Source organism: Brevibacillus sp. SIMBA_040 (assembly GCF_046535075.1).
Taxonomy (GTDB): domain Bacteria; phylum Bacillota; class Bacilli; order Brevibacillales; family Brevibacillaceae; genus Brevibacillus.
In genome coordinates this window covers 1-266 of record NZ_JAWRXI010000212.1, presented here as the reverse complement: position 1 = coordinate 266, position 266 = coordinate 1, and the positions used below count along the sequence as shown (strand labels likewise).

1 protein-coding gene is annotated in these 266 nt (G+C 62.0%); it reads left to right on the top strand.

Annotated elements, in window-relative coordinates; all coding sequences use genetic code 11:
- Positions 1-58 precede the first annotated feature (58 nt).
- Positions 59-266 (top strand): SDR family oxidoreductase (locus tag SB752_RS32590; protein ID WP_410719526.1); only part of this gene is annotated, 208 nt, incomplete at its 3' end.

Sequence of the window (266 nt, the reverse complement as noted above, 5' to 3'; positions counted from 1 at the left end):
GGACGAGATCGAACAAAAGTACGGCGTACGGGCGCTTCCGGTGGCTGGAGACATGCGCGTGAGCAGCGACGTGGAGAACCTCTCGGCCGCGATCGAACGCGAATTCGGTGGCCTCGACATCGTCGTCGTGAATACGAGCCGCCCGCCCAACCCGATACGCGCGACGCTGGACGAAACCGACGAAGCCAGATGGAACGAGGCGTACCAGAATCAGCTCTGGAGCACCATTCAGGTTCTCCAGCGAATGACGCCGACGATGCGCGAAC